Annotated in this window: 17 protein-coding genes; 11 read left to right on the forward strand and 6 right to left on the reverse strand. The window is 70.0% G+C overall.

The genetic code is table 11. The features are described from left to right. The first annotated feature begins 10 nt into the window (after positions 1-10). Both dnaJ and G406_RS0137290 read left to right on the forward strand, forming a co-directional pair. Positions 11-1,219, forward strand: a complete 1,209-nt coding sequence (dnaJ, locus tag G406_RS0137285; RefSeq protein ID WP_028937795.1) for a molecular chaperone DnaJ — start codon at positions 11-13, stop codon at positions 1,217-1,219. Next, positions 1,219-1,659, forward strand: a complete 441-nt coding sequence (locus G406_RS0137290; RefSeq protein WP_028937796.1) for a heat shock protein transcriptional repressor HspR — start codon at positions 1,219-1,221, stop codon at positions 1,657-1,659. The genes dnaJ and G406_RS0137290 overlap by 1 nt, the downstream gene beginning before the upstream one ends. 18 nt (positions 1,660-1,677) lie before the next feature. Here G406_RS0137290 and G406_RS0137295 read toward each other — a convergent pair whose 3' ends face one another. From G406_RS0137295 to G406_RS0137305, 3 genes are all read right to left on the reverse strand, one after another. Continuing rightward, on the reverse strand, positions 1,678-2,346 hold the full coding sequence (locus G406_RS0137295; protein WP_028937797.1) for a CbiX/SirB N-terminal domain-containing protein: 669 nt from the start codon (positions 2,344-2,346) through the stop codon (positions 1,678-1,680). 209 nt (positions 2,347-2,555) lie between these two features. After that, the gene (locus tag G406_RS0137300; RefSeq protein ID WP_028937798.1) at positions 2,556-5,933 is read right to left on the reverse strand and encodes a pyruvate carboxylase; all 3,378 of its coding nucleotides are present in this window, start codon (positions 5,931-5,933) and stop codon (positions 2,556-2,558) included. 58 nt (positions 5,934-5,991) lie between these two features. Beyond that, the gene (locus G406_RS0137305) at positions 5,992-7,404 is read right to left on the reverse strand and encodes a short-chain fatty acyl-CoA regulator family protein (RefSeq protein ID WP_028937799.1); all 1,413 of its coding nucleotides are present in this window, start codon (positions 7,402-7,404) and stop codon (positions 5,992-5,994) included. Between the two features lie 120 nt (positions 7,405-7,524). Between G406_RS0137305 and aceA the strand changes: the two genes are divergently transcribed. The 4 genes from aceA to G406_RS0137325 all read left to right on the forward strand — a co-directional run bounded on the left by aceA (position 7,525) and on the right by G406_RS0137325 (position 12,441). After that, entirely contained in the window at positions 7,525-8,787 is a 1,263-nt protein-coding gene (gene aceA, locus G406_RS0137310; RefSeq protein WP_028937800.1) for an isocitrate lyase, read from the forward strand. Between the two features lie 69 nt (positions 8,788-8,856). Further along, on the forward strand, positions 8,857-9,723 hold the full coding sequence (locus tag G406_RS0137315) for a 3-hydroxybutyryl-CoA dehydrogenase (protein WP_028937801.1): 867 nt from the start codon (positions 8,857-8,859) through the stop codon (positions 9,721-9,723). 68 nt (positions 9,724-9,791) lie between these two features. Next, positions 9,792-11,297 carry an MmgE/PrpD family protein gene (locus G406_RS0137320; RefSeq protein ID WP_028937802.1) on the forward strand — a complete coding sequence of 502 codons (1,506 nt, stop codon included), beginning with the start codon at positions 9,792-9,794 and terminating at the stop codon, positions 11,295-11,297. 13 nt (positions 11,298-11,310) lie between these two features. Then, a complete protein-coding gene (locus G406_RS0137325; protein ID WP_028937803.1) occupies positions 11,311-12,441 on the forward strand; it encodes a bifunctional 2-methylcitrate synthase/citrate synthase in 1,131 nt (376 codons plus the stop codon). Between the two features lie 77 nt (positions 12,442-12,518). Here G406_RS0137325 and G406_RS52250 read toward each other — a convergent pair whose 3' ends face one another. After that, positions 12,519-13,547: an endonuclease/exonuclease/phosphatase family protein gene (locus G406_RS52250; protein ID WP_156935357.1), complete on the reverse strand. Its 1,029-nt coding sequence runs from the start codon at positions 13,545-13,547 to the stop codon at positions 12,519-12,521. 497 nt (positions 13,548-14,044) lie between these two features. On the opposite strand from G406_RS52250, the gene G406_RS0137345 reads away from it, so the two are divergent. Further along, positions 14,045-14,323 carry a hypothetical protein gene (locus G406_RS0137345; protein WP_028937804.1) on the forward strand — a complete coding sequence of 93 codons (279 nt, stop codon included), beginning with the start codon at positions 14,045-14,047 and terminating at the stop codon, positions 14,321-14,323. 245 nt (positions 14,324-14,568) lie between these two features. Here the strand turns inward: G406_RS0137345 and G406_RS0137350 are convergent, their stop codons facing one another. Then, positions 14,569-15,246 carry a type 1 glutamine amidotransferase domain-containing protein gene (locus tag G406_RS0137350; RefSeq protein WP_028937805.1) on the reverse strand — a complete coding sequence of 226 codons (678 nt, stop codon included), beginning with the start codon at positions 15,244-15,246 and terminating at the stop codon, positions 14,569-14,571. Between the two features lie 70 nt (positions 15,247-15,316). Between G406_RS0137350 and G406_RS0137355 the strand changes: the two genes are divergently transcribed. The 3 genes from G406_RS0137355 to G406_RS55320 are packed head-to-tail and all read left to right on the forward strand — an operon-like array spanning position 15,317 to position 17,011. Then, entirely contained in the window at positions 15,317-16,207 is an 891-nt protein-coding gene (locus G406_RS0137355; protein WP_156935358.1) for a LysR family transcriptional regulator, read from the forward strand. A gap of 52 nt (positions 16,208-16,259) precedes the next feature. Further along, complete coding sequence (locus G406_RS0137360; RefSeq protein ID WP_037080673.1) at positions 16,260-16,583, forward strand: hypothetical protein; 324 nt, start codon at positions 16,260-16,262, stop codon at positions 16,581-16,583. Then, complete coding sequence (locus G406_RS55320) at positions 16,580-17,011, forward strand: type II toxin-antitoxin system VapC family toxin (RefSeq protein ID WP_028937808.1); 432 nt, start codon at positions 16,580-16,582, stop codon at positions 17,009-17,011. Before G406_RS0137360 ends, G406_RS55320 begins: the two co-directional genes overlap by 4 nt. 70 nt (positions 17,012-17,081) lie before the next feature. Here the strand turns inward: G406_RS55320 and G406_RS0137370 are convergent, their stop codons facing one another. Next, positions 17,082-18,251: a globin domain-containing protein gene (locus tag G406_RS0137370; protein ID WP_425414672.1), complete on the reverse strand. Its 1,170-nt coding sequence runs from the start codon at positions 18,249-18,251 to the stop codon at positions 17,082-17,084. Between the two features lie 376 nt (positions 18,252-18,627). Here G406_RS0137370 and G406_RS52255 point away from each other — a divergent pair, with 376 nt between their 5' ends. Continuing rightward, a complete protein-coding gene (locus tag G406_RS52255; protein WP_084216670.1) occupies positions 18,628-19,347 on the forward strand; it encodes a pyridoxamine 5'-phosphate oxidase family protein in 720 nt (239 codons plus the stop codon). Positions 19,348-19,459 lie beyond the last annotated feature (112 nt).

Consider the following 19,459-nt stretch of genomic DNA (forward strand, 5'->3'; position numbering starts at 1 on the left):
GAGGCGCCCGGTGACTGAACGGGAATGGATCGAGAAGGATTTCTACAAGGAGCTGGGTGTCTCCTCCGAGGCGACGGCCGACGAGATCAAGAAGGCGTACCGCAAGCTGGCTCGCACGCTGCACCCGGACAAGAACCCGGGTGACGCCAAGGCCGAGGCCAGGTTCAAGGCGGTCGGCGAGGCGTACAGCGTCCTGTCCGACACCGAGAAGCGGCGCCAGTACGACGAGACACGCAAGCTGTTCGCGTCCGGCGGGGCAGGTGGTTTCCCCGGGGGTTTCGGCAGTGGGTACTCCGGCGGTGGATCCGGTGGCTTCAACAGCAGTGACTTCGATCTGAACGACCTGCTGAACCGGACCCGCGCCGGCCAGGGAGCTGGTGGCGCCGGTGCCGGCGGGCTCGGCGGTCTGTTCGGTGACCTGTTCGGCAGTGGAGCCCGGGCCGGCGGTACCCGACCGTCCAGCCAGTCCCGGCGCGGCGCGGACGTGGAGAGCGAGATCAGTCTCGGCTTCGGTGACGCGGTGCGCGGCGCGACCGTGGCGCTGCGGCTGACCAGCCCGGCCCGCTGCGAGAGCTGCGGTGGCACCGGTGCGAAGGTCGGCAGCACGCCCCGGACCTGCCCGACGTGTTCCGGCGTCGGTCTGGTCACCCGCAACCAGGGTGCGTTCGCGTTCTCCGAGCCGTGCCGCGACTGCCGTGGCACCGGCCGCATCATCGACGACCCGTGCCCGGAGTGCGGTGGCGACGGCATCAGCCCGCGCACCCGCACGCTGAACGTGCGCATCCCGGCCGGGGTGACGGACGGCAAGCGCATCCGGATCAAAGGTCAGGGCGAACCGGGTCGTGGCGGTGCACCCGCCGGTGACCTGTACGTCGTGGTGCACGTGACGGCCGACAAGCTGTTCGGCCGGTCCGAGCGCAACAGCGACGACCTGACGCTCAAGGTGCCGGTCACCTACCCGGAGCTGGCGCTCGGCGCGAGCCTCACAGTGCCGACGCTGGACGGGAAGGTCACGCTCAAGGTGCCAGCCGGCACGTCGAGCGGCCGGACGTTCCGGGTTCGTGGGCGCGGTGTGCAGAAGTCCACCGGCGCGAACGGTGACCTGCTGGTCACGGTCGAGGTCGCGGTCCCTTCCGAGCTCGACGAGGAGGCAACGGCCGCGCTGAAGAATTACGCTGAGTCGACGAAGTCCTTCGATCCGAGGGCAGGGTTGTTGTGATGGATCACGACCGCTCGGTGCCGGGCCTCCCGCCCGGAACCGACCTGGACAGTCCGATCTTCGTGATCTCGGTGGCGGCCGAGCTGGCTGGATTGCACGCTCAGACGCTGCGCGGCTACGACCGGCTGGGGCTCGTCAGCCCCGGCCGGTCCGCCGGCGGCGGCCGTCGATACTCCGCGCGCGACATCGCTCTGCTGCGCGAGGTCCAGCGCCTGTCCCAGGACGAGGGCGTCAACCTGGCCGGGGTGAAGCGCATCATCGACCTGGAACGCACGGTCGACGGGCTGCGCGAGCAGATCAGCACCCTGATGGACCAGCTGGCCGAGGCCCAGGCGGCAGCCGCGCAGACCGCGGCGACGGTCCACGCCTCCTACCGCCGCGACCTGGTCCCGGTACACCGCCAAACCGCGATAGCGATCTGGCGCCCCAAACCCAAGTAACCCCGCGAGTCGGTCGTCTCAGCACACCGAGTCGGGGCTTTCAGCACCCGCGAGCCGGGTGGCCTCGGCCGCATCCACCTGTTGGTGCCAGTGGCCGCCGGGATTCTCGACGACCAGCGGCCCGAGGTTGCACGGCCCGACGCAGCCCATCGGTGTCACGAGGGTGCCCGTCCCCCTAGCAGCCTTCGCCAATGCGCGGTGGGTGTCGCCGGCGCCGTACACGGTGCAGCGGGGGCCCCGGCAGACCAGCAGGTGGCGGTCGTGCTCGGGCAGCACCGACCAGGCCGGGCTGCGGAACGCCGAGGGACTGGCGGTCACCGGTGCCGTGTCCGCCTTCGCCAGGTTCACCACCAGATCAGCAAGCGCGGGGGTGTCCAGCGCTGCCTGATCGATCTCCGTGGCAACCGGGCCTCGAGTCTCGCGCCAGTTCGCCACCGCACGGGCGGTCCACTGGGTCAGATAACCGTCGGGAGGCACCGCGAGCGGGAGAACGGTGACCCGCACAGCGCCCCGGGTCACGGCATCGTCGAGAACCTCATGGATCGACGGCTGCTGCTGGTCGAGATAACCGACTCGCACGACGTCTGGTACGCGCGCCGCCACCAGGTCGGCCAGCTCGGTGAGCGCCCGCGTGTCCAGCCCCGCGGGGGTCGGGCGTGCCACGAGCAGGAGCCACCGATCCGACATCCACAGTCCTCCAGTGCACGGGCGGACCGAAATCCGCGACTCGCCCTGCCAAATCTCCCGACTCGCCCTGCTGAAAACCCCGACTCGCGGTGCTGAAAACCCCGACTCGCGGTGCTGGGGTGCCCGACTCGCGGGGGAGGGGTGACCCTCGACCGCGAGTCGGGCACGTTGGCACACCGAGTCGAGGTTTCAGCACACGGAGGTGGGGATCAGGCCAGTTCTAGCAGTAGGTCTCCGCCCTCCACCTGCTGGACGTTGCCGATGGCGAGGCGGGAGACGGTGCCCTCCTTCGGGACCGTGATGCCGGCCTCCATCTTCATCGCCTCGATCGTCGCGACCGTCTGACCGGCCGTGACCTTGTCCCCCTCGGCGACCGACAGCGTCACGACACCGGCGAACGGCGCGGCGACGTGCCGATGGTTGTTCTTGTCCGCCTTCTCCGCTGCCTTGACGTTCGTGGTGACCGAGTGGTCCCGCACCTGTACCGGACGTAGCTGCCCGTTGAGCGTCGCCATGACCGTGCGGTACCCGCGCTCGTCCGGCTCGGAGATCGCCTCCAGCCCGATGAGCAGGGTGACGCCGGGCTCCAGCGACACCTCGTGCTCCACATCGGGTTCGAGGCCGTAGAAGTAGTCCTTCGTCGCCAACACCGACGTGTCACCGAACGATGCGCGGTGCTGCTGGAACTCCGAGGTCGGCGCGGGGAACAACAGCCGGTTGAGCGTCGCCCGGGGCTGGTCGCGCAGTCCCCGCCGGTCCTCGATGGTCAGCTCGGCAGTGTTCTTGGCCGGCGAACGACCTTCGAGGGCCTTCGACCGGAACGGCTCCGGCCAGCCGCCGGGCGGGTCACCCAGCTCGCCGCGCAGGAAGCCGATGACCGAGTCGGGCACGTCGAACCGGCCGGGGTCGGCCTCGAAATCCTTCGGGTCGACGTCGGCGCCGACCAGGTGCAGCGCCAGGTCGCCGACGACCTTCGACGACGGGGTCACCTTCACCAGGTGGCCGAGCATGCGGTCGGCGGCGGCGTAGCAGTCCTCGATCTTCTCGAACCGGTCGCCGAGGCCCAGCGCGATGGCCTGCTGGCGCAGGTTGGACAGCTGCCCGCCGGGGATCTCGTGGTGGTACACCCGCCCGGTCGGCGAGGACAGCCCGGACTCGAACGGCGCGTACACCTTGCGCACCGCCTCCCAGTACGGCTCCAGGTCGCACACCGCCTGCAGGCTCAGACCGGTGTCGCGCTCGGTGTGGTCGGTACCCGCGACCAGCGCGGACAGCGAGGGCTGCGACGTGGTGCCCGCCATCGATGCCACGGCGGCGTCCACCGCGTCGACACCCGCGTCGATCGCCGCGAGCAGCGTGGCGAGCTGGCCACCGGCGGTGTCGTGGGTGTGCAGATGCACCGGCAGGTCGAACCGCTCCCGCAGCGCCGTCACCAACGTGCGCGCGGCGGGCGGGCGCAGCAGCCCGGCCATGTCCTTGATCGCCAGCACGTGCGCACCCGCGTCGACGATCTGCTCGGCGAGGCGCAGGTAGTAGTCCAGCGTGTAGAGCTTCTCCGACGGGTCGGACAGGTCGGCGGTGTAGCACAGCGCGACCTCGGCGACCGCCGTCCCGGTGCCCCGCACCGCGTCGATCGCGGGGCGCATCTGGGACACGTCGTTGAGCGCGTCGAAGATCCGGAAGATGTCCATTCCGGTGGACGCGGCCTCGGCGACGAACGCGTTCGTGACCTCGACCGGGTACGGCGTGTAACCGACGGTGTTGCGGCCGCGCAGCAGCATCTGCAGACACAGGTTCGGCGCGGCCTCCCGCAGCGCGGCGAGCCGCTGCCACGGGTCCTCGGCAAGGAACCGCAGTGCGACGTCGTACGTCGCGCCGCCCCAGCATTCCAGCGACAGCAGCTCGGGCGCCATCCGTGCGACGTGCGGCGCGACCGCCAGCAGGTCCCGGGTGCGGACCCGGGTGGCGAGCAGCGACTGGTGTGCGTCGCGGAACGTGGTGTCGGTGACCGCGACCCGGGTCTGCTCGCGCAGCCGGGCCGCGAATCCCTCCGGTCCCAGCTCGGCCAGCAGCTGCCGGGATCCGTCCGGCGCGGGTGTGCGCAGGTCGAGGGTCGGCAGCTTCTCCGACGGGTCCACCGCGGTCGGGCGCGGCCCGTGCGGCTGGTTGACCGTCGTCTCCGCGAGGTAGGTCAGGACGCGGGTGCCCCGGTCGGCGGATTGGCGCGCGGTGAGCAGCTGCGGGCGCTCCTCGATGAACGCCGTGGTGACCCGGCCGGCCTGGAAGTCGGCATCCGCGAGCACCGCCTGCAGGAACGGGATGTTCGTGGAGACGCCCCGGATACGGAACTCGGCGACCGCGCGGCGCGCCCGGCGCACCGCGGTCGGGAAGTCCCGGCCCCGGCAGGTGAGCTTCGCCAGCATCGAGTCGAAGTGTGCGCTGACCTCGGCACCGGTGTGCACGGTCCCGCCGTCGAGCCGGACGCCGGAGCCGCCGGGGGACCGGTAGGTGGAGATCACCCCGGTGTCCGGGCGGAACCCGTTGGCCGGGTCCTCTGTGGTGATCCGGCACTGCAGCGCGGCGCCGTGCAACACGATCGACTCCTGCGACAGCCCCAGGTCGGCGAGGGTCTCACCGGACGCGATGCGCAGCTGGGAGCCGACCAGATCGACGTCGGTGACCTCCTCGGTGACCGTGTGCTCGACCTGGATGCGCGGGTTCATCTCGATGAACACGTGCTTGCCGGACGTGTCGAGGAGGAACTCGACGGTGCCCGCGTTGCGGTAGCCGATCGACCGGGCGAACGCCACGGCGTCGGCGCAGATGCGTTCCCGCAGCTCGGGGTCGAGGTTCGGGGCGGGAGCGATCTCGATGACCTTCTGGTGGCGGCGCTGCAGCGAACAGTCCCGCTCGAACAGGTGCACCGTCTCGCCGGTGCCGTCGGCCAGGATCTGCACCTCGATGTGGCGTGGGTCCACGACCGCCTGCTCGAGGAACATCCGCCCGTCGCCGAACGCCGACTCGGCCTCGCGCATCGCGGCCTCGATGGCCTCGCGCAGTGCCGACGCGGACTCGACCCGGCGCATGCCCCGGCCGCCACCACCGGCGACGGCTTTGACGAAGATCGGGAACCCGATCTCCTGTGCGCTCGTGACCAGCTCGTCCACGTCGTCGGTCGCCTCGGTCGAGGCCAGCACCGGAATGCCCGCCTCGCGTGCCGCCGCGATCGCCCGCGCCTTGTTCCCGGTCAGGTGCAGTACCTCGGCGGGCGGCCCGACGAACGTGATGCCGGCCTCGGCACAAGCCTCGGCCAGGTCCGGGTTCTCGGACAGGAAGCCGTAGCCCGGGTACACCGCGTCGGCGCCCGCGCGTTGTGCGGCGGAGACGATCTCGGAGACCGACAGATATGCCCGGACCGGGTGGCCGGGCTCGCCGATCTGGTACGACTCGTCGGCCTTCAGGCGGTGCAGCGAGTTGCGGTCCTCGTGCGGAAACACCGCAACCGTGCCGATCCCCAGCTCGTACGCGGCACGGAACGCGCGGATCGCGATCTCGCCCCGGTTCGCGACCAACAGTTTCCGGAACATGCTTCTCCTCAGGGTGTACACGGGTTCGGGAAGCGGCGGCGATTCCCTGGCGATCAGGTCAAGCGGTGGTGGGATAGGGCACGAACGTCCCTCGGTCTTCGCGAATCGCGAGCTCGCGCCCGATGCGGGGGAAAGCGCGCTGTGCGCAGGAATCGCGTTCGCATACCCGACAGCCTGCACCGATGGGCGTCGCCGCGCTGGGGTCATCCAGGTTCAGGCCCGCCGAATAGACCAGCCGGCCCGCGTGTCGCAGCTCGCAGCCCAGCGCGATGGCGAACGTCTTGCCCGGCGTGCCCCACTGGCCACGGCCCCGGGTGACCGAGCGGGCGACCCACAGGTAGCGGGCGCCATCGGGCATCACCGCGACCTGCACGTGCACCGTTCCGGGGGAGGAGAACGCCTGGTAGACGTTCCACAGCGGGCACGTGCCGCCGCCCCGGGAGAAGTGGAAGCCGGTCGCGGACTGGCGCTTGGACATGTTGCCGGCGCGGTCCACCCGCACGAAGGAGAACGGAACGCCGGGCGCCGAGGGACGCTGCAGCGTGGACAGCCGGTGCGCGATCGTCTCGAACCCCATCGCGAAGTGGTCGGCCAGCCGTTCGATGTCGTAGCGGAAGTTCTCGGCGGTGCGCTGGAACTCCCCGTACGGCAGCACCAGCGCCGCGGCGAAGTAGTTCGCCAGCCCGATCCGCACGAGCCGATGCGTTGTCGCGTCGAGCTGACCGGCCGAGTCGGCGACCTCCTCGATCAGCTCGTCGTGCTCGAGGTAGCCGAGCTGGGTGGCCATCCGGAACGCCTGCTGACCCGGGCGCAGATGCGCCGACATGCGCAGGATCCGCTGGTCGGCGTCGTAGCGGTGCATCTCGTCGCGTCCGTCGAGGCCGGTGATCCGCACGCCGTGCGCGGCGCGCAGCCGCTCGGCGAGCGCACGGCGGACCTCGCCGGGACGGATCCCGATGTCCTTCGCCAGCTGCTCGGCGGCGTCGTCCAGCTCGGCGATGTGGTTGCGCCGCCGGTAGAAGAAGTCCCGGACCTCCTCGTGCGGCAGCAGCGGCCGCCCGGTGTTGGTGCCGTCACTCGGCGCCCTGGTCTCGGCGGCGAGCTGCTCGGTGGTCTGCCGGTAGCGCCGGTACAACGCGAGCAGTGCGTCGGCGGCGGCGGGCAGCTCGGTGGCCAGACGGTCGATCTCCTCGGCCGGCACGTGGCTGTCCGCCGTTCCGGACAGGTCGGTGAACGCCTCGTGCAGCTCGGCCACCAGCCGGGCCGGTTCGCGAGTCGCGAAGAACGTGGCGTCGACACCGAACACCTCGGTGATCCGCATCAGCACCGGCACGGTGAGCGGTCGCGACCCGTGCTCGATCTGGTTGAGGTAGCTGGGTGACAGGCCCAGGGTCCGAGCGAGCTCGGCCTGGTTCATCGACCTGGCCTCGCGCAGCTGACGCAAGCGCGGACCGGCCACGACCTTCACCATGTGCTCACTATAGCGAACAAGAAGCTTCGCAAAGTTTGCAAAGTTGGTTCTTAAGATTCGCTCCGATTCGCAATCTTGCCAATCTGGTCCCGACGTCTCGCGCCGATCAACGTATGTCCCATGCAGACAACGGACCTCGAGAACGACTGGGCGACCAACCCGAGGTGGGCGGGCATCGAACGCTCCTACACCGCGGCCGACGTGGTGAAGCTGCGCGGCAGCGTCACCGAGGAGCACACCCTGGCGCGCCTGGGCGCGGAGCGGCTGTGGACGCTGCTGCACGAGCGGGACTACGTCCACGCGCTGGGCGCGCTCACCGGTAACCAGGCGGTGCAGAGCATCCGCGCCGGACTGGAGGCGATCTACCTGTCCGGCTGGCAGGTCGCCGCCGACGCCAACCTCGCCGGTCAGACCTACCCGGACCAGAGCCTGTACCCGGCCAACTCGGTGCCCGCCGTCGTCCGGCGGATCAACAACGCGCTGCTGCGCGCCGACCAGATCTCGGTCCTGGAGGAGCGGACACAGGACCCGCACTGGCTCGTCCCGATCGTCGCCGACGCGGAGGCGGGCTTCGGCGGTCCGCTCAACGCGTTCGAGCTGATGCGGGCGATGATCGCGGCCGGCGCCGCCGGTGTGCACTGGGAGGACCAGCTCGCCTCCGAGAAGAAGTGCGGCCACCTCGGCGGGAAGGTACTGATCCCGACCGGGCAGCACGTCCGCACGCTCAACGCGGCGCGCCTGGCCGCCGACATCTCCGGCGTGCCCAGCGTCATCGTCGCCCGCACCGACGCGCAGGCCGCGACCTTGCTGACCACCGACGTCGACGAGCGGGACCAGCCGTTCCTCACCGGCGAACGCACCGCGGAGGGTTTCTTCCGGGTGCGAGGCGGCATCGAGCCGTGCATCAGCCGGGGTCTGGCGTACGCACCGCACGCCGAGCTGTTGTGGATGGAGACCTCCACCCCGGACCTGGAGCTGGCCCGCAAGTACGCCGAGGCGATCAAGGCCGAGTACCCGGACCAGATGCTCGCCTACAACTGCTCGCCGTCGTTCAACTGGCGCCGCCACCTCGACGACGACACGATCGCCCGTTTCCAGCGCGAGCTCGGCGCGATGGGGTACGCGTTCCAGTTCATCACCCTCGCCGGGTTCCACGCGCTCAACCACTCGATGTTCGAGCTGTCACGCGGGTACGCCGAGAACGGCATGACCGCGTACGTGGCACTGCAGGAACGCGAGTTCGCCGCCGAGGCCGACGGCTACACGGCGGTCAAGCACCAGCGTGAGGTCGGAACCGGCTGGTTCGACGCGGTGGCGACGGCGGTCAACCCCACCGGTGAGACCACCGCCCTGCACGGCTCCACCGAGTCCGCGCAGTTCTGAAACACCCGTGAGTGGCGAGTGGTCCTATCGGACCACTCGCCACTCACGGGTCCTGACCAGGGAGAACGAGTGAGTCAGATCGAGAAGGTGGGCGTGGTCGGCGCCGGGCAGATGGGCGCGGGCATCGCCGAGGTATGCGCCCGTGCCGGGTGTGACGTGCTGGTCGTCGAGGAGAACCAGATCGCGCTCGAGTCCGGACGCGACCGGGTGCTGTCCTCGCTAAACCGCGCGATGCGCAGCGGCAAGCTCAGCGCGGCGGAACGCGAGAAGGCCGCGTGGCGGCTTCGGTTCGGCACCGACCTGGACGAGCTGGCCGACCGTCAGCTGGTGATCGAAGCGGTCGTCGAGGACGAGCAGGTCAAGACCGAGGTCGTGCGGCGCGCGGACAAGGCGCTCACCGACCCCTCGGCGATCATCGCGTCCAACACCAGCTCGATCCCGATCATGAAGCTGGGCACCGTGACCGACCGGCCGGGCAACGTCATCGGCCTGCACTTCTTCAACCCGGTCCCGGTGCTGCCGCTCGTCGAGGTCGTCAGCTCGCTCACCACCAGCCCCCGGACCAGGGACCGCGTCGAGGCGTTCGTCACGAAGGTCCTCGGCAAGCAGACGATCAGCGCCGGTGACCGCGCCGGGTTCGTGGTCAACTCGCTGCTGGTGCCCTACCTGCTCGCCGCGATCCGCATGGTCGAGTCCGGCTTCGCCTCCGCCGCCGACGTCGACTCCGGCATGACGCTCGGCTGCGCCCACCCGATGGGACCGCTGCGCCTGGCCGACCTGATCGGGCTGGACACGGTGTCCGCGATCGCCGAGTCGATGTACGCCGAGCACCGTGAGCCGCTGTACGCACCGCCGCCGCTGCTGCGCCGCATGGTCGAGGCCGGCCTGTACGGCCGCAAGACCGGCCGAGGTTTCCACGCCTACCCCACCCCGTGAGTGCTGAGGGTTGCTATAGGACCACTCGGCACTCACGACACCCACAGACGAAGGAGGAGGAGCGCACCATGATCGACCACAAGGTGCGGGTCCATCGCAGCGAGGAGAACCCGGCCCGGGAGGACCAGCTGGCCTGGAAGATCGCCGAGGTCGCTACCCGCCCGGTCGGCCCACCGGCCGACGTCACCGACATGGTGATCAACCGGGTGATCGACAACGCGGGCGTCGCGCTCGCCTCGATCGGCAGGGCGCCGGTACTCGCGGCTCGTGCCCAGGCGCTGCGGCACCCGGCCCCCGGCGGCAGGGCCGGTGCGACCCTGTTCGGCTGCGCGGGCTCGGTGCGGGTCTCGCCGGAATGGGCGGCCTGGGCCAACGGCGTCGCGGTCCGCGAGCTGGACTTCCACGACACCTACCTGGCGGCCGACTACTCACACCCCGGCGACAACATCCCGCCGCTGCTCGCCGCCGCCCAGCACACCGGCGCTGACGGCGCGACGCTGACCAGGGCGATCGCCGTGGCGTACGAGATCCAGGTCGCGCTGGTGACCGGCATCTGCCTGCACGCGCACCGCATCGACCACATCGCGCACCTCGGCCCGTCGGCGGCCGCCGGCATCGGCGCGCTGCTCGGGCTGCCCACCGAGGTGACTTTCCAGGCGATCGGCCAGGCGCTGCACACCACGACCGCGACCCGCCAGTCCCGCAAGGGCGAGATCTCCAGCTGGAAGGCCTACGCCCCGGCGTTCGCCGGCAAGATCGCCATCGAGGCGGTCGACCGCGCGATGCTCGGCCAGGGTGCGCCCGCGCCGATCTACGAGGGCGAGGACGGTGTCATCGCCTGGCTGCTCGACGGCCCCGACGCCGGATACACGGTGTCGCTGCCGGAAGCGGGCGAGCCGTGCCGGGGCATTCTGGCGACCTACACGAAGGAACATTCCGCCGAGTACCAGAGCCAGGCGCTGATCGACCTGGCACGGCGCCTCGGTCCCCGGATCGCCGGCCGGGCTGTGACATCGATAGTCATCCACACGAGCCACCACACCCACCAGGTGATCGGCTCGGGTTCGGGCGACCCGCAGAAGTACAACCCGTCGGCCAGCCGGGAGACCCTCGACCACTCGATCCCGTACATCTTCGCCGTCGCGCTGCTGGACGGGCAGTTCCACCACGACCGGTCCTACCCGCCGGTGCGTGCGGTCGACGAGACGACGACCGCGCTGTGGCACGCCATCTCGACGGTCGAGGACCCGGAGTGGACGCGCCGCTACCACTCGACCGATCCGGGGGAGAAGGCGTTCGGCGGCCGGGTCGTCGTCGAGTTCGCCGACGGCTCCACGATCACCGACGAGATCGCCATGGCCGACGCGCACCCGCTGGGGGCCCGCCCGTTCGGCCGTGAGCAGTACGTCGCCAAGTTCCGAGGTCTCGCCGACGGCGTCGTCGAGGCAGCCGAGCAGGACCGCTTCCTCGCCGCCGCGCAGCGACTGCCCGAGCTGTCCGCCGAGGAGCTCGGCGAACTCACCCTCGCCGTCCCGAACGGTCAGCGCCCGCTCGCCACCCGCGGCTTGTTCTGAAAGGACACCTTCGATGACCACAACCACTGCTCCGGAGATCAAGCGCGGCCTCGCCGGTGTCGTCGTGGACACCACCGAGATCTCCCGGGTCAACCCGGAGACCAACTCGTTGACCTACCGCGGCTACCCGGTGGGTGAGCTCGCCGCGCAGTGCTCGTTCCTGGAGGTCGCGCACCTGCTGTGGACCGGGGAGCTGCCGACCGCCCGCGAGCTGCACGCGCTGTCCGAACGCGAACGGGCACTGCGCCCGATCGACCGGGGCCTGTCGTCGCTGCTGCTGCGGCTGCCCGACACCTGCCACCCGATGGACGTGCTGCGCACCGCCGTCAGCTGGCTCGGCGCGCAGGACCCGGCCGAGGACGACACGGCCGCCAACCACGACAAGTCGCTGCGCCTGCTGGCCACGCTGCCCACGGTCGTCGCGCTCGACCAGCGCCGCCGCCACGGCCTCGACCCGATCCAGCCCAGGCCCGATCTCGGCTACTCGGAGAACTTCTTCCACATGTGCTTCGGCACGGTGCCGGACCCGGAGATCGTGCGCGCCTTCGAAGTGTCGCTCGTGCTGTACGCCGAGCACAGCTTCAACGCCTCGACGTTCACCGCGCGCGTCGTCACCTCGACGCTGTCCGACCTGTACAGCGCGGTGGTCGCCGGCATCGGCGCGCTGAAGGGCTCGCTGCACGGCGGCGCGAACGAAGCCGTCATGCACATGCTGTCCGAGATCACCGACGCCGACCATGCGGAGCTGTGGCTGGCCGACGCGCTCGCGTCGAAGAAGAAGATCATGGGGTTCGGGCACCGCGTCTACAAATGGGGTGACTCCCGCGTGCCGACGCTGCGCGCCGAGCTGCAACGCGTCGCCACCCTGTCCGGTCGCACCGATCTGCTGGCGACCTACCAGGTGCTGGCCTCGGCGATGCTGCGGGAGAAGGGCCTGCACCCGAACCTGGACTACCCGGCCGGCCCGCTGTACCACCTGATGGGCTTCGACATCCCGACCTTCACCCCGATCTTCGTGATGGCCAGGATCACCGGCTGGACCGCGCACATCGTGGAACAGGCCGCCGCCAACGCCCTGATCCGCCCCCTGGCCGGCTACACGGGAGAGGCCCAGCGCCCGGTCCCCCCACCCGCGAGTCGCTAGATTCCGCCGCGCGAGTCGCTGGATTCCGCCGCGCGAGTCGGGGTTGTCAGCACACCGAGTCGGTCGTCCCAGCACGCTTATCGAGCGAGCGCGATCGTGGCGAGCAGCCCCCGATGGTCCGGGCCGGACACCATGATCACGTCGAACGCGGTGACCGGCCCGGCCCCGCCGGCGAGCAGGACATGGTCGATCGGCGCGCTCAGGAACGCCGGCAGCACGCTGGGCCAGGTGCCGTGCAGACCGGCCCCGACCGTCGCGGCGGCATCGGCACAGCCGGCGTCGAGCAGTGAACGCAGCGGAGGGTGGTCGAGCGTCGAGTTGAAGTCGCCGGCCAGGATCATCGGGCCGGACCGGCCACACAGTCGCGCCAGCGGCTGATGGTCGTCCCGCCAGGAATCCTCGTGACCGGGCAGCGGCGGAAAGTTGTGCACCGCTGCGACCCGCACCGGGCCCGCCGGGGTCTGCGCGACGGCGGTCACCGAGCCCAGGTGCGACGGAATCCGCGCCACGGTGAACTCCGGCCGCAGCTCCCGCCGGACCAACAGCGACGTGGCGAACGGGCTGCTGGTCGCGCTCGGGTTGTCGGTGGCTCGCTGGTACTCGACCCCCAGGACGGCGGCCCGCTCACCGACCGAGGCGGCGAACGCCATGGACGCCTCCGGCAACGAGACGACATCGGCCCGGCGTTCGACGGCGAGCCGCGCGATCTCGGCCGGGTCGGCGCCACTGGCGAGAACGTTGATGCTCAACACGGTCAGCGTGCTCGCGCCGGCCGGCGCCTCGGCCGGATGCCCGAACGCCCGGGGCAGAATCTGCGGCAGCGGCGAGAGCCCCACCATCACGAACACCAGACCCCACACCCGGACGTGAGCCAGCGGCAGCAACACCAACCCGGACGCGGCCACGGCGACGGCCAACGGCAGCCGGAACGCGGTCAGCTGGGCGAACCCCGGGTACGCGGCCAGAGCCGGCGAACCGATCGGCACCACCGGACTCCACAGCACGACTGCGGTGGCCACGACCGCGACACCGAACAACGCGCCGGTCACCCGCCCGGACCGTGGCCGCTCGTCGGCCGGCCGGCCGACGGCCATCTGCTCACTCACCGCTTGTCCTTATTATCGGTGGCCAGCGTTCAGGGCGTCAGCAGCTCGGAGATGTCCGAGGACAACACCGAGCACTCACGGAACCGGCCGTGTTCGACGCGAAGGATGTCATGACAGCGGAACTCGACCGGCCCGCCACCCAACTGCCCCCGCCCGACCCGCTCCAGGCCCCAACGAGGTCATGGGTGCCTGATCCTTCATGCAGAAAGTAGTCCGTTCCTTTGACGCGACCCGTGATCATCGGCTAGGTTCTTGGCGCGCGTTCTGAACGCCTCGGTGTGAACACGTCCACTGACGCCGGATGAGCCCGCAATGTGAGGTCTCGGTGTGAATCTGACCGCGGAGACCAGGTGTTTTCCTTCCCTGGCTTATCGCTGTGCTCGATTCACACCGTTTCCGCAGGTCAGCCTCCCTCGTTGTTACCGACGCCGAGGTCGAGGACACCGCGGATCGGTTCGTGTGTCGAGTGCACCCCGCATTCGAAACGGCTGAAACCCATGAACATCTGCGTCCGCTTCATCTCCGACGGAATCCGCGACACGCTCGCCCACTACCGCCGCGACGACCTGCCGTTGCACCGTCTGTCCTGGGAGCTGCACACCAGGATCGACACCCTGGTGCCGCACGCGCCCTCGGTCTGGATCGACCAGCTGCGCGACCTGCAGCGCCGCGTCGCCGAGGTCGCCATCACGCCGGAGCTCACCGAAGGCGAGCACCGCACCCTCGACGAATCCCTCACCCTGCTCGCCGACGTACTGGAACTCGCCCACAGCTGACACCCGATCGCCGCGGTCGCCGGACCAGCGAGGGCTCGAACCCCACCCGCCCACGCGCCGGCCATGCGGCCACGGCACCACCCGCGGCCACGGGCGCGAACTCCACCCGCCCGGCCACCGCTTCACTCCGCAACAACGGCCACAGCAGGCCGACATGAGCGGCCACGGCCACTCGTTCACCCGGCACCAACGGTCATCGACCGCAGCCAGGGCGGCGAACTCCCCGCCCCGCCACGGCCGGACCACTACCGCCCGGCCAGCACCGCGACGACCGCCTCGGCCACGCCTCGCGCCGACGCGGGGTTCTGACCGGTCACCAGACGGTCGTCGACGACAACGTGCGGCTGGAAGTTCGGGGCGCCGGTGTGCGTGGCGCCGCGTGCCTGGAGCGTGGACTGCAGCAGGAACGGCACGACCTCGGTCATGCCGACCGCGCCCTCCTCGGCGTCGGTGAACGCCGACACGGTCCTGCCGTCGACGAGGTACGAACCGTCGGACAGGGTGACGTTCACCAGACCGGCCGGACCATGGCACACCGCCGCCACCGCGCCGCCCGCCTCGTAGATGTCCCGGGCGAGCGCGGCCAGGGCCTTGTCGTCCGGGAAGTCCCACATCGTGCCGTGCCCGCCCGCGTAGAAGAGCGCGTCGTACTCGGCCGGGTCCACATCGGCCGGGCGCGGTGTCGCAGCGAGCTGCGCGCTCATCCGGGGGTCGGCGAGGAACTCGCCCTGGATCGGGTCGGCGCTGTCGAGGCCGTCCCGGGGCGGGGCGCCACCCTGTACCGACACAAGATCGACGGTGTAGCCGGCCTCGCTGAACACCTTCCACGGGTGGGCGGCTTCCGGAACGTAGAAGCCGGTGGATCTGCCGGTGTCGCCGAGTCGGTCGTGGCTGGTCAACGCGATGAGGATTCTTGTGGTCACGGATTCGACGTTAGGCTCGTCGACGTCCGGTCACCAATACGTTCTCTATGGCTCATCCATAGGGGAAACTATGGCAGTGGATCTCTCGCTGCTACGCACCTTCCTCGCGGTGTACCGCGCGGGCACCCTCACCGGCGCCGCCGAGCAGCTGCGGCTGTCCCAGCCGACCGTCACGACACAGCTGCGCGCGCTGGAGAAACAGCTGGATCAGCAGCTGTTCCAACGTTTGCCGAGGGGCGTCGCACCCACGCCGGTCGCCGACGAGCTGGCCGCGAAGGTCGGCCCGCACATCGACGCGCTGGCGAAGGTCGCCGAACGCGGTGCGACGGCGGGCGAGTTCGCCAGACCCGTTCACCTGGCCGGACCGGCCGAACTGATCACGGCCCGGGTGATGCCGGCGTTGGCGTCCTTGGTGGCGAGCGGCCTGCAGCTGCGGGTCACCACCGGTCTCGCCGACGAACTGCTGAGCGGACTGGTCGCGGGCCGGTTCGATCTCGTGCTGTCGACGGTCCGCCCGCGAGGACGCACGGTGCACGCCACACCACTGACCGACGAGGAGTTCGTCCTGGTCGCGGCTCCGAGCTGGGCGCGGCGGCTGGATGTGGCCGAGCGCGGTCCCAGCCAGCTCGCCGACGTCCCGTTGCTGGCTTACGCGGAGGACCTGCCGTTGCTGCGCCGCTACTGGCGCACGGTGTTCGAATCCCGCCTGACCCGCATGGCCGCGCTGGTCCTTCCCGACCTGCGCGGTGTGCTCGCGGCGGCCGTCGCCGGCGCGGGTGTCACGGTCCTGCCGCGCTACCTGTGCGCCGATGAGCTGCGATCAGGCGCACTCGTCCCACTCCTGGAACCGGCCGTCCCGCCGATCAACACCCTGTTCCTGGCAACCCGGACCGCACCGGCCTCGGACCCGCACCTGGCGACCATCCACAACCACCTGGTCCACGAGGCCCGCACCTGGTAAGACGACCGACAGTTGGATTACCGCGTCTGACGGCGGCACTATACTGCCGCACATGTCGGATGACGTTGCGGTGCCCGCGCAGCGCGGAGCTGAGCACGAGGTGGCAATCCGTGAGCTGCGGAACGCCGGCAAAGTGATCGCCGAGCTCGCGGCGGCGGGCGCGGTCGGCAAGGTCACCAGCGGCGGTCGGCTGGTCGGTTGGCTGGTGCCGGCGACTCCGGCCGAACAGCGGATCGAGGAGCTCACGGCCCAGGGACTCGTGCACCCGGCAGAGCGGCCGGGCGGCCTCGCAGGCCGAGGACCGCGTCCGCGCCGAGCTCACCTTCCCCCGCTGAGCGAGACGCTCGAGCAGATGCGTAATGACGAGCGCGCGTGATCTACGTCGACTCGTGCGCACTGGTGAAGCTGGTTCGAGAAGAAGCTGAGTCGCCCGCGTTGCGGAGTTGGTTCGACGAGCGTGCGGAAGTGCCTGTCTTCACTTCTGAAATTGCGCGGGCAGAGCTGACCAGGGTGGTCAGGCGGGTGCATCACACTGATCAAGGTCGGTTGATCGACGAGGTCGAGCTCGCCGACGATCTTGCGGAGGCAGAGGACCTGCTCAGTGGCGTCCGGAAGATCGATATCAATAAGGCTCTGCTGGTGAAGGCCGGTGCGCTCACGCAGCCGATGGTGCGGACCCTCGACGCGATCCACCTGGTCAGCGCGTTCGAGCTGGCTCATCCCGACCTCGAGTTCGTCACCTACGATCGCCGCCTCGCCGAGGCGGCACGCACAGCGGGACTTCGCGTGGCCACCCCGCGCTGAACCGACACCTCAGGGTCGACACTCGTGAGTGGTACGGGCGCCCCGAGGCGCCCGTACCACTCACGAGGTCCTAGTCCATCGTGAACGGGTCGTAGCGGATCTGGTCCAGGGGCGTGCCGGCCACCAGCATCCGGGACACCGTTGCGCGGATCATCCCGGGCGAGCCGCAGACCAGGACATCGTGGTCCTTCCACGCGCCGTAACGGGTGACGACATCGGCCAGCGTGCCGTGCTCGGCGCCGGAGATGCCCTCGTCGTCCTCGACCACCGGGACCACGTTGAGCCACGGGTTGGTGTAGGACAGCTGACGAAGGCTGTCGAAGTCGTACAGGTCCTCCCAGCGGCGGCCGCCGATGAAGACCTCGGCGCGCGGGTTCTCCCCGTACTGCGCCATGTCCTCCAGGATCGACTTGATCGGCGCCATCCCGGTGCCGCCCGCGACCATGAGCAGGTCCCGCCCGGACTTGCGGTCCACCCCGAGCCGACCCATCGGCGGCCCGATCCGCCAGGTGTCGCCGCGTTCACTGTGCGCGACGATCGCGCGGCTGACCCAGCCGTTCTGGACGGCGCGTACGTGGAACTCGATGATGCCGTCCTCGCGCGGCGCGTTCGCCGGTGACAGGTAGCGCCACAGGCGAGGCCGACGGGGGGTCTCGACGCTCAGGTACTGCCCGGGCCGGTACGGGATCGGCGCGCCGGTCTGGACCTGGACCATCGCCACGTCCCAGCTCAGCCTGCGGTGCCCGATGACCCGGCCGAGCCAGGACGCCGGCCCCTTGTCGGCTTCGGCCGCCGTGCGCATGGCGTGCGAGATGATGCCGTACGCCTCGGTCCATGCGGCCTGGACCCGAGGAGTCCAGCCGGGGCCGAGGTAGTGCGCGATGGCGCTCAGCAGCGCGGTGCCCACCGCGTTGTAATGCCTGGTCATCACGCCGAACTTGCGGTGGTCGCGACCCAGCTGGGACAGGAACGGCACGAGGTCGTCGGGCTGGTCGACCATCTGCACCACGTGCACGAGCGCGCGCAGCAGGCGGCTGCGCTGTACCTCCATGTTGGCCGGGAACAGCTCCCTGGTCTCGGGGGCGATCCCGAACAGGACGCCGTAGAAGTGCTTGGCCATCTCGATGGCCTGGTCCTCCACCTCGGCAAAGCTGGACCGGATGAGGGTGACCATTTCGTTGGCCCGTGCGGGGGTGGGCCGGATCGGGGGCAGGTCCGTCAGAATCGGTTCGGCGCTCATGGTCGGGGGCGGGCTCTCTCCTCGGGAAGCGGCGACGGTCGGTCAACACGTCGGCACAGCACGTACTGCCCGCCCGTCTTAGCGACCATAGAACGACTCACTGGGCGATCACTGTGCCCTTCACTCGTGTGGGTAACGTCCGGGGGGAATCGTAGTAGCTGACCGTGTCCGTCGACCGCTGAGGGTAGCCCTTCGGCGCCTGAAGCGTCACGACTTGATTGCGTCTGGCACCGTATGGGGTGTGCCGTTCGACTCGACTCCCCAATCGGTCACTATCCGTGACGACGCTGTTACCCAGGCGGGATCTGCCGGCGAGCGTGCGTTACAGCGCAAGCTGGGCACCGAGGGTCGGGCGGCGAGGTTCTACGAGGATCAGATGTGCGACCGGCTGCTGCCGTCGATGATCGAGTTCATCGGGCGCATGGAGATGATGTTCCTGTCGACCTCGGATGCGTCCGGGGAGTGTGACTCGTCACTGCGCGCCGGTCCCCCCGGGTTTCTCCAGGTGCTGGACGACCGGCATGTCGCCTATCCGGAGTACCGGGGCAACGGCGTGCACGCGAGCCTGGCGAACATCACCGAGAACCCGCACGTCGGGCTGCTTTTGGTCGACTTCGAGCGGGACCTGATCGGGCTGCACGTCAACGGCCGGGCGCGCATCCTGAGCGACGACGCGCTGCGGTTCCTGCATCCCGACCTGCCTCAGGACCCGACCCGGGGCAGGCAGGCCGAGCGGTGGGTGGTCATCGAGGTCGTCGAGGCGTACATCCACTGCCGCAAGCACATCCCCCGGATGGCGCGGGTGCACGAGAAGCGCGACTGGGGCACCGACGACCCGGCGCGCAAGGGCGGCGACTACTTCGGTGCCAGAGTCGAACCGGTCCGCCGGCCGTACCCGGATCCGTCCCCGCCCACGCTGCCGATCCCGGCGCAGCGCCAGTACGTGCAGCGCGAGGCCTCGGTCCGTCAGCAGGCCGAGCGGAACCGTTTCCCGTCGACCACGCACCTGCTGACCGGCACCGGCACGGCCCGCCCGTTGCGTCCCAGTCCATCCTCCGAGCAGCGTCCCCGTCGAATCCGCTGGTTGTCGTCGTGAGGCCACCAATTCAAGGTTGAGCGGAACAGACTCAAGTTTCCTGACGTTATCCCTATCGACGGGCACACTGGGACGGTCGGTGGCGCCCGAAACGAACATCGGATCAACGGGA

This window comes from Actinospineispora spinosispora DSM 44797 (assembly GCF_000429025.1).
GTDB classification, from domain to species: domain Bacteria; phylum Actinomycetota; class Actinomycetes; order Mycobacteriales; family Pseudonocardiaceae; genus Pseudonocardia; species Pseudonocardia spinosispora.